This window comes from Roseburia amylophila, from assembly GCF_025567465.1.
In the GTDB taxonomy this organism is placed as follows: domain Bacteria; phylum Bacillota; class Clostridia; order Lachnospirales; family Lachnospiraceae; genus Roseburia_C; species Roseburia_C amylophila.
The window spans coordinates 1-10399 of the sequence record NZ_JAOQKI010000032.1 but is presented as its reverse complement, the minus strand read 5'-3'; the positions used below and the strand labels follow the sequence as shown (position 1 = coordinate 10399).

At 41.2% G+C, this 10399-nt stretch carries 9 protein-coding genes, 2 tRNA genes and 1 pseudogene; 2 read left to right on the top strand and 10 right to left on the bottom strand.

Annotated elements, in window-relative coordinates:
* Positions 1–81: 81 nt before the first annotated feature.
* Positions 82–165, bottom strand: a tRNA-Leu gene (locus OCV43_RS13565).
* Between the two features lie 183 nt (positions 166–348).
* Between OCV43_RS13565 and OCV43_RS13560 the strand changes: the two genes are divergently transcribed.
* A tRNA-Leu gene (locus tag OCV43_RS13560) sits at positions 349–433 on the top strand.
* Positions 434–543: 110 nt separating this feature from the next.
* On the opposite strand, the gene OCV43_RS13555 is transcribed toward OCV43_RS13560, so the two are convergent.
* The 7 genes and pseudogenes from OCV43_RS13555 to OCV43_RS13525 form a co-directional block, all read right to left on the bottom strand.
* Entirely contained in the window at positions 544–1320 is a 777-nt protein-coding gene (locus tag OCV43_RS13555) for an NYN domain-containing protein (RefSeq protein WP_262624354.1), read from the bottom strand.
* A gap of 22 nt (positions 1321–1342) precedes the next feature.
* Positions 1343–2764 (bottom strand): annotated as a pseudogene (gene pyk, locus OCV43_RS13550) (pyruvate kinase); the annotation flags it as partial.
* A 45-nt stretch (positions 2765–2809) separates the two neighbouring features.
* Positions 2810–2947: a hypothetical protein gene (locus tag OCV43_RS13545; protein ID WP_022243193.1), complete on the bottom strand. Its 138-nt coding sequence runs from the start codon at positions 2945–2947 to the stop codon at positions 2810–2812.
* A 97-nt stretch (positions 2948–3044) separates the two neighbouring features.
* Positions 3045–3449, bottom strand: a complete 405-nt coding sequence (locus tag OCV43_RS13540) for a hypothetical protein (RefSeq protein WP_262624353.1) — start codon at positions 3447–3449, stop codon at positions 3045–3047.
* A 198-nt stretch (positions 3450–3647) separates the two neighbouring features.
* Positions 3648–4259 carry an HAD family hydrolase gene (locus OCV43_RS13535; RefSeq protein ID WP_262624352.1) on the bottom strand — a complete coding sequence of 204 codons (612 nt, stop codon included), beginning with the start codon at positions 4257–4259 and terminating at the stop codon, positions 3648–3650.
* 18 nt (positions 4260–4277) lie between these two features.
* Complete coding sequence (locus OCV43_RS13530) at positions 4278–5552, bottom strand: adenylosuccinate synthase (RefSeq protein WP_022243196.1); 1275 nt, start codon at positions 5550–5552, stop codon at positions 4278–4280.
* A gap of 228 nt (positions 5553–5780) precedes the next feature.
* A complete protein-coding gene (locus OCV43_RS13525; RefSeq protein ID WP_022243197.1) occupies positions 5781–6668 on the bottom strand; it encodes a LysR family transcriptional regulator in 888 nt (295 codons plus the stop codon).
* 148 nt (positions 6669–6816) lie between these two features.
* On the opposite strand from OCV43_RS13525, the gene OCV43_RS13520 reads away from it, so the two are divergent.
* Positions 6817–8166, top strand: coding sequence for an MATE family efflux transporter (locus tag OCV43_RS13520; protein ID WP_262624351.1), 1350 nt, complete (start codon positions 6817–6819; stop codon positions 8164–8166).
* 143 nt (positions 8167–8309) lie between these two features.
* Here OCV43_RS13520 and OCV43_RS13515 read toward each other — a convergent pair whose 3' ends face one another.
* Complete coding sequence (locus OCV43_RS13515; RefSeq protein WP_262624350.1) at positions 8310–9044, bottom strand: zinc ribbon domain-containing protein; 735 nt, start codon at positions 9042–9044, stop codon at positions 8310–8312.
* Between the two features lie 11 nt (positions 9045–9055).
* On the bottom strand, positions 9056–10399 hold a 1344-nt coding region (locus tag OCV43_RS13510; protein WP_262624349.1), incomplete at its 5' end, for a hypothetical protein.

Below are 10399 nucleotides of genomic sequence, written 5' to 3'. Positions count from 1 at the left end.
TAATTATACCAAAAAAACGCTCAGACCTCACGGTCTGGGCGATTTTTTTCTAGGGGAGTTTTTTTACAGCCCCTTTTTTTATGCAGGAGATGGGACTTGAACCCACACGATATTGCTACCACAGGCACCTGAAGCCTGCGCGTCTGCCAATTCCGCCACTCCTGCGAACAAATGATATTTTACCGTTTCAACGGTAATAAGTCAACCCCTATTTTTAATTTTTTACCTTTTTTTGAAAAAATATATAAAATTGACAAAAATCGAAAAAAGTTAAAAATAGGCATTGACAATTGTCCCGGAATTTGTTACTATTTACAAGTCGTCATGAGACGTAAGTTCATACGGTATGCGGAAGTGTCGGAACTGGCAGACGAGCAAGACTAAGGATCTTGTAAGCATTGCGCTTGTGTGGGTTCAAGTCCCATCTTCCGCACGATAAAAAAGAAAGCTCAGGTAAATTACCTGAGCTTTTCTTTTTGTATAAGATACAAGGAGGAATGGCATCTGATTTTAAAGAACATCAGATGCCATTTTTTCTTCCTGCTACTCTTTTATTTTTGCATACACAACCTTCAACAGCTTATTGTGCGGATTCTCAATCGGGTTTAATTCAATGCTCTTAAACTTCTTTAAAAAGGTAGAAAGTTTACTGCACTGGTAATTTCGTGGGTCAAAGCCCGGAATACGTTTGCTCAGATTGATTCCAAGCTCAGAAATATTAATCCAGCCATTTTCCTCTGCATTGCTCCGGATAATGGAGATTACCTCCTTTTCAATATCCGAAAGCTTCGGAAGGTTGTCATTGTCCCCGGCATCCTTTTCCGAAGATGCATTCGTATTTCTTCTTGTGGTGGCTGTACGCTGTTTTTCCTCTGCTTCTTCCTTATTATAAAGTAAATCAAGATACTTGAAATTCTCACAGGCATTTACAAAGGACTTCGGTGTCTTCTCCTCGCCCATTCCGATTACCATCATACCGGCTTCCTTTAAGCGCATGGCAAGTTTGGTAAAATCACTGTCTGACGACACCAGGCAGAAACCGCTGACTTTGCCGGAATAAAGAATATCCATGGCATCTATAATCAATGCTGAATCAGAAGCACTTTTTCCTGCAGTATAATTGCACTGCAATTCCGGCGTCAGAGCATACTCCTGCATATTTTTCATCCATGCAGATACGCTCGGATTCGAATAATCTCCATAAACCCGCTTATAAGTAGCCACCCCGTAATTGCTGACCTCATCCATAATTAGTTTCACATATTTATTGGATACATTTTCTGCATCAATCAGCACTGCTAATTTCGGTTGTTCATTCATACCATCTGCGCTCCTATTTCTTTAAGTGTCCCGTCACTACTACACGAATCAGATTGGTGGTACCGGAAATACCCAATGGAATTCCAGCTGTAATAACCGCCAAATCTCCATGCTGTACATATCCATGCTGTTCTGCGGATTCCATCGCATTATTAAACAATGCTTCTGTATCCGTCTCTTCCTGTATCATAAGTGGTGTTACACCCCAGGAAAGATTCATCTGATAATAACTCTTTTCCGATGGGGTACAGCCAATAATTGCACATTTCGGACGATATCTTGAAATCATACGGGCAGTCTTGCCGGATTTGGTTACCGTAACAATTGCTGCCGCATTGATGTCAATGGCAGTCATGCAGGTTGCATGGGAAATGGCATCGGTTACATCCGGATTATCAATCTTCTCCAACTGGCGGAAACGTTTCTCATAATCAATATCATTTTCTGTATATTCCGCAATCTCTGTCATGGTTTTTAATGCCTCCACCGGATATTTCCCGGCAGCAGTCTCACCAGACAGCATAATTGCACTGGTTCCATCATAAATAGCATTGGCAACATCTGTTGCTTCCGCTCTGGTCGGGCGTGGATTCTTCATCATGGAATCCAGCATCTGGGTTGCCGTAATAACAACCTTTTCTGCATGGTAAACCTTTTTTATAATTTTCTTCTGAATTGCCGGAACTTCACGAATCGGAATCTCCACTCCCATGTCTCCTCTGGCAACCATAATGCCATCTGACACTGCCAGAATCTCATCAATATTATCTACACCCTGACGGTTTTCGATTTTAGAGATAATCTTAATGTCATTGCAGCCCTGCTCTGCCATAATTTTCCGTAACTGCAGCACATCATCTGCACAGCGTACAAAAGATGCTGCAATAAAATCTACACCCTGTTCAATTCCAAATAGAATATCGGAGCGGTCTTTCGGGCTGATATAAGGCATGGACAGATTTACATTCGGTACATTAATTCCTTTTCGGTCTGAAATCACACCACCATTTTCTACTTTACAGGTAATCTCAGTTTCTGTCACATTGGTTACCAGCATTTCAATCAGTCCATCATCAATCAGAATTCTGGTTCCGGCTTTGACATCATGTACCAGATTTTTGTAAGTAATAGAGACCCGCTCTTTATTTCCCATAATATCATTGGTGGTAAGCTTAAAGGTATCTCCCGGAAGCAGCTCTGCTCTGCCGCCCTCCAGCTGTCCAATCCGGATTTCCGGTCCACTGGTATCAAGGAGAATTCCAACCGGTCTGCCCAGTTCCTTACGCATCTTTTTTACACGATCCATGGTTACTTTATGTTCTGCCTGTGAGCCGTGGGAAAAGTTAATTCTCGCCACGTCCATTCCATTTTCCATTAACTGTTTTAATACTTCATCATCCTTTGTTGCTGGTCCTAATGTACATATAATTTTTGTCTTTCTCATATTCTGTCCTTTCCTGCTACAAGCCCTCTATCTTCTTTTATTTCTTTATACTTCTTTCGTCTTTTCCTGTTCTTCTTTGGAAGAAGTCTCATCTTCTCTGCCATGATGCTCATACCACCAGCATGCAGCAACTGCTGCCGCTGCCATAACGCCCATAAGCGCTACTACAATATCCTGTGCCATATTTTATTATCCTCCTATCACAGTTATGACCTGATATTGTACGCAAAGAAACCTATGCTCCTCTGCGCACAGGTAAATTGCTTCTAACTTGTGATAGTCAGCCCTTCGCTCCATCCTGATGATGGATATAGCCTATAATGACACGCCTGCTGTCCAAAACATCCTTTGATTTCCGTAATTCAAAGTTCCAGCCGTCTTTTGCCTGATTTTCAGGCAATACTGCTTCCAGTGATAATGCTGCTCCTTCCAAATCGCTGTTTTTCTCCGACAGTCTGCGGTATCCCGCTGCAATCCTGCCGGTCTCCCGATTTCCCAGAAGTTCTTCGGTACAGCTCTCTGATGGTCTGGATAAATGTGCTGCCTGTATGAAATTCTGGTTCGCAGTATCTTCACATGCAAAGGAAGAATCTATGTTGATATTTTCAACATACATTCCTGAAACCGTCATAATAACAGCCACTATGAGACTTATCAGCTTTTTCTTTAAACCTGTTATCCTCATTGTATTCTCCCTGCTTACTGTGCAACTGCGAAAACACGCTTTACAGGAAAGCAATTTCCTGTAAAGTAAAAAAACTGGCAGGAGTAACTCCTGCCAGTTGCGTTGCTACCCGTCTGCTTACGCTCATTATAAGCATTTCGCTATTGAAATGCAAGAAACGAATAGACAATTATTCTTTTTTTACATAATCTTTACTTATTAACTGCCGGATACGACACCAAGTTCCAAAAGCCTTCTTTTTGCCTGCTGCTGATTCTGAAACTGTATGCCTGTAATGCCAAGCTTTTCTGCCGCCTCTATGTTTTCCGGACGGTCGTCTATGAATACACATTCCTGAGGTACTAAGTGGTATCTGTCCAGCAATAGTTTATAAATTTCTGCTTCCGGCTTAATACATTTCACCTGATAGGAAAAGATTGCTCCGGTAGTCTCCTTTTCAAAAGAAAGTTCTTCTGTTGCTTTTTCATAAGTGCTCTTTGGAAAATTAGATAATATATAGGTATGATATCCATTTTTCTCAAGGCTTCGTATCCACTGCACCGTATATGGATAAGTACGAATCGTATCTCCTACATGGTCATAAAAGAGCCTGATTTCTCTTTCATAATCCGGTGATTCCTTGATGCATGCAGCAATAATCTCTTCATCTGGCTTTGCTCCCCGGTCAAATTCATTCCAGGTTACGGAACGGACGGTAGCATCCGCTACATGTTCAAAGATTTCACCTTCAAATCCGAGCTTATGAAATACTTCTTCCCAGCAAAAGTCTACCAGTACATTTCCTACGTCAAAGATTACATTTTTTATCATCACAATCTGCCTTTATTCTTAACGATAAATGATATCATTTCTTCCCGGTCCGTTAGAAACCATGGTAATCGGATATCCAATCTGTTCTTCGATGAATTCTACATATTTACGGCAGTTTTCCGGAAGGTCTTCGTATTTCTTAATTCCACGGATATCTGTCTTCCAGCCCGGAAGTTTCTTTAATACAGGTTTTGCTTTTTCAAGCTTTGTGGTTACAGGGAAGTCTGTGGTTACTTCTCCGTCGATTTCATATCCTACGCAAACCGGAATCTCATCTAAATATCCTAAAACATCTAACACAGTAAATGCTACATCGGTAGTTCCCTGCATACGGCAGCCGTATTTACTTGCCACGCAGTCAAACCATCCCATACGTCTTGGACGTCCTGTGGTTGCGCCGAATTCTCCGCCGTCTCCACCGCGTTTTCTTAATTCATCTGCTTCTTCGCCAAAGATTTCGCTGACGAATGCACCTGCACCAACAGCAGAAGAATATGCTTTACATACAGTAACAATTTTCTTAATCTCATATGGCGGGATTCCTGCTCCGATTGCACCATATGCAGCCAATGTAGAAGAAGATGTTACCATTGGATAAATTCCGTGATCCGGGTCTTTTAAGGTTCCAAGCTGTCCCTCTAAGAGAATGTTCTTTCCTTCTTTGATTGCCTTATCAAGATATAAAGAAACATCACAGACATACGGAGCTACCATATCACGGTACTCATGCAATGTATTTAACAGCTCTGCCTTGTCCAGTAATGGTTTGTGGTACATATGCTCTAACATAATATTTTTCATTTCACAGATACGGTCTACCTTTTCTGTTAAAGTATCCTCATCGAAAAGTTCACTTACCTGGAAACCGATTTTTGCATATTTATCTGAATAAAATGGTGCAATACCTGACTTGGTAGAACCGAATGATTTCTTGCCAAGACGCTCCTCTTCGTACTGATCAAAAAGCACATGATACGGCATAACAATCTGTGCACGGTCAGAAACCAAAAGCTTAGGTGCCGGTACATTACGGTCTGTAATAGACTTCATCTCATTGAAAAGCTTCGGGATATCAAGTGCAACACCATTTCCGATAATACTTGTGGTATGTCCGTAGAACACTCCTGATGGAAGGGTATGTAATGCAAATTTTCCGTAATCATTTACGATAGTATGTCCTGCATTTGCACCACCCTGGAAACGGATAATAATATCTGCTTCCTTTGCAAGCATATCAGTAATCTTGCCTTTTCCTTCATCTCCCCAGTTTGCACCAACTACTGCTGTAACCATTTTTATTTCCTCCTTATAATAAGAAATATGTTCTTCTCGCTGCTCGCGTAACTATGAGAAACACGCTTTACGAGCTACTCGCGGAGCGTGTTTTACTTTACAGAAAAGCAATTTCCTGTAAAGCAAAAAAGAACCGGTGTAAAAACCAGTTCTCTGCTTCTTACTTTCTGATTATACCGAATCAGATATTATAAGTAAAGTCAATATTCCTTATACTCGATATAAGTTTTACTTATGTTGTAATAATTTCAATAATTTTTCTGCTGCCGCAGTCAACGGAACCCTGTCATCCGAAACAATACAGAACTGTCTGGCAGGAATCTTCTTATTAAATGTAATCTGAAACAGTTCCCCCTTATCAATTTCTTCCTGGGCAAAGTCCCTGACCACATTTGCTATGCCAAGGCTCCTTTTTGCAAACTGTATCAGCATATCGCTGGTGGCAAGTTCTATCTCCGGATGAATCACAACGCCTTCGCCCAGCAGAAATTCCTCTACATATTTTCTGGTAGAGGTATTTCCCTCCAGGCACATAACCGGCAGATGTTCCAATTCTTTATAGCTTAATTTACCGCCCTTTAAATATTCAAATTTTCGTCCTGCCACAAAGACATCTTCTATCTCACGCACCGGAATTACATGCATATTCTTCGTTGTCTCCATAGGCGTGCTGACTACACCAAAATCGATTCTGCCGCTCTGCAGATATTTCAGTGTCTCCGGTGTCGGTGCATTGGTAACTGTAATCCTGATTTTCGGATACTGCTCATGAAACTGTTCCAGATAAGAAAGCAGATAAAACTGCAGTGTCATATCGCTGGCTCCAATACATACTTCTCCGCTGGTCAGCTCCTGCATTTCAAGGAATTTGCGTTCACCTTCCCGGATGGTCTCATAGCCCCGCTGCACATAGCCGTAAAGCGTCTGCCCCTCTGCAGTCAGACGCACCCCTCTGGATGTCCGCATGAAAAGGGTGGTTCCCAGCTCCCGCTCCAAATTACGGATTGCCTGGGACACTGCCGGCTGTGAAACATTCAGTTCTTCTGCTGCCAATGTAATACTGTGAAGTTTTCCTACATAATAAAAAAATTTGTAATATTCTAAATTCGTATTCATGAGCGAATTATACCATAATTAGATTGATTTTTACATTGTCATTTTTATTTTACCAATGTATACTAATCCCGTTTCCAAAGAATATAGTACTTTTTTCTCATATAGTGCAGAACATTTCTGCAAATTTTTTTGAAAGGAGCTTATAATTATGACGAAAGATATGACAACCGGAAATCCACTAAAATTAATCCTTCTCTTCTCACTTCCTGTATTGTTCGGGAATCTGTTCCAGCAGTTCTACAGCATGGTAGATACCATCATTGTAGGGCAGTTTTTAGGAGAAGATGCCTTGGCTGCTGTAGGTGCAACCGGTTCTATTATGTTTCTGGTGCTTGGTTTTGCATCCGGACTTGCCCAGGGATTCGGTGTTATGGTATCACAGGCTTTCGGTGCAAAGGATGAAAGCCGTTTAAAGCATATTGTTGCTTTATCCTTCCTCTTAACCATAATCATTTCCGTGATTCTTACCGCATTGACTGTTACTACTTCCCGGGAGCTTTTAATCTTTATGAACACACCGGATAATATTCTTGATATGGCAGACTCTTATATCCGGGTTATCTTCTGGGGTATCATTACCAGTATGATGTACAATGTTGTTTCCGGAATTTTAAGAGGTGTTGGTGACAGCAAGACTCCATTATACTTCCTGCTGTTTTCCTCCGCTCTTAATATTGTACTGGATTTATTCTGTATTGTAACTTTAAAATTAAATGTTGCAGGTGCTGCATATGCCACCGTAATCTCACAGGGTATTTCCGCTGTTCTCTGTCTTATTTATATGTACCGTAAATTCACGATTCTCCGCACCAGAAAAAGTGATTACTACATCGACCGCGTGACAACCGCCCAGATGATGGGGCTTGGTATCCCGATGGCTTTGAACTACTCTCTGATAGCTGTTGGTTCCATGATTCTTCAGTCTGCAGTAAATGTATTTGGTTCCAGTGCTGTTGCAGCCTTTACTGCTGCATCCAAGGTAGAACAGATTTCCACCCAGCCAATGCCGGCTCTTGGAACCACAATGTCTACTTACTGTGGTCAGAACTTAGGTGCTGGAAAATACGAACGCATCTTCGATGGCATGAAGAAGGCCTTTGGAATCGCCCTTGGAACTGTTGCAATTGCTGCATTCATCTGTACTGTATTTGGCCGTTCCATTGTTTCCCTTTTCTTAAGCGAACCGACGGAAGCCATTTACAGTTATGCCACACAGTACTTAAATACCATCAGCTGCTTTTTCTTCTTTCTTGCTCTTATTTACCTTTATCGTACTTCTTTGCAGGGACTTGGAAAAGGTATCATGCCTATGGTCAGCGGTATCTTTGAAATGATTTGCCGTGTCGGTGTCGTATGGCTCCTTTTAAATCCATATGGATACTGGTCAGTCCGCCTGGCAAGCCCGGTAGCATGGATTGGTGCCGGTGTACCACTTATGATTTCCTATCTTGTTTGGAAGAACCGGAAAAAGAAACAGCTCCGCAGTCAGGCTGTATAAAATCCAGAACCTGCAATGCTGCAGCAGCAGAAAAGAAGCCCCATCCTCTGAATCATCAGAGGATGGGGCTTCTACTTATTTACGAGAGTAGCTCATAAAGCGTGTTTCTCGTAGTTTACTTATTACTTATTTTATATTCCAGTTTATGCAACCGGATTTCCGCACTTGGTGCAGAACTTATTTCCAGCTACAAGTGGAGCTCCACATTTGCTGCATACCGGCTGAGTCGGCTGCTGTGGCTGTACAGGCTGCTGCGGCTGTACTGGCTGGCTCTGGAACTGACCCTGCTGCTGTGGCTGCATTGGCTGTCCCTGGAACTGTCCCTGCTGTGGTGGTACATTTCCATACATGTTCTGCTGTGGCATTCCCTGATATCCATTCATCATTTTCTGTCTGATTAATGGCTTCTCAGCCTGAAGTACATTGATAATAATCAACAGATCCAACACTACAATTGCCAGAATAAATAAGATATTAAATATAAATCCGGCTGTAACTTTTGCTGTACAGTAATTATCTGTTGCTTCCTTATTTACTCCGACGCAAAGTGCAATCCAGAAAATAAAGTCAACAACTGCACAGCTTCCGGATGCGATTGCAGCAATTTTGTCTTTTAATACGCTCTTTAAGCACCAGAGAGCCAGCATAGCGATTGGAAGCAACAGCATTATAATGCAGATTACTTTTGGATCTGTTACACTTTCGCCTTCTATCTTAATACCTGTCATAGCTTTAAAAGCACTAATTTTAATATTTCCATATCCAGCACAGGATACCATAAATGATGGTACAAAGAAAAATACCATTAATAAAATAGATAACAGACGAATGATATTTTTCACATGAATGTGCTTTGTAAAATCATTTCCAGAATTCATTTCCTTCTCCTTTAGTTTCCAAACTGAGTTAAATTATCAGTTACTTCGTAAGTATAATCAACCTTCTGAGTTACAACCAGATCATTAAACATCTGTGCCCCATCTGTATAACCATCAACATTATACCATCCGTCATCATACTCTAAATCAGTATATCCTTCGATATCACCATATGTATTAAAGTTCTGGCTTCCATCGGATAATGCCATAATATTTGTATATTTTACCGGGAAGTATACAACAGTTGGCTCAAATGCATTTTCTGCACTGGTTACAGTTGTCGAAAATACCAGATAAAGGACGTTCGTATCACCCCATGTATCACTGTTTTTTGCAACCAGATAATAAGAACCTTCATAACTGAATCCGGAATTTCCAATATAGGAATTGTTATTTGCAAAATATGCATCTAACGCATCTGTTGCTTCATTTTTCATGGAATCCAGATTGTCTGCTGAAATATCTGCAGCAGATGTTACATAAGAGTCTACTCCGGATACAATATATTCTTTTGATGTCTGTGTGAATTTGTAACCATTTGCCAATGCATTCTCTTCTGACTCATCAACTGTTAAAGTTACGGTATCACCAACATCAAGGCTGTCATAATCTTCAAAATTGAACCACAGATAACGTAAGTAATCATCATCTGAATTATTGGTCCAGTTTGGATATACATAAGGTGGTGTTCCTGAGAAGGTTACCTCGATATCTTCAAACGGATCAACTTCTTTTACTTCTTCCAGTCCTTCTACTGTAAATTCCTGTTCTTTGGAAAGAATTTTAACCCCTGCTTTTTTCTCATAATCTTCATTCCATGAAGCAGTAACGGTTACCACATCACCATTTGACAGGTCTGAATCCGGTTTCACATCAAAAGTAATACTGTCAATCAAATCCCAGTTACTACTTCCCATCAAATCTGTGAGGTCACTCCAGTCAAGGTCATCAAGAGATTTTACATTTTTAAGTTTCTTTCCCTGTGCCTTGATAACAGCTTCACTGAATCCGGTCTCGTCGAAATCAACATATGCAGTTCCTGCTGTTTCATATCCGTTATACTCTACAGAAATATAATCGTTGATATTTACTTTCTTTTTCTGATTCTTCACTACCACAAGTGCAACAATTGCAACTACTACAACTGCAATGACTGCAATAAGCAATGCCCATAACTGTTTCGTCATCTTAAATGGTTTCTTAGGCGGGCGTGCCTGCTGTGGCTGTCCCTGGAATTGTCCCTGCTGTGGTCTTCCCTGGAACTGTCCCTGCTGCGGCTGTCCCTGGAACTGTCCCTGCTGTGGTCTTCCCTGGAACTGTCCCTGCTGCGGCTGTCCCTGGAACTGTCCCTGCTG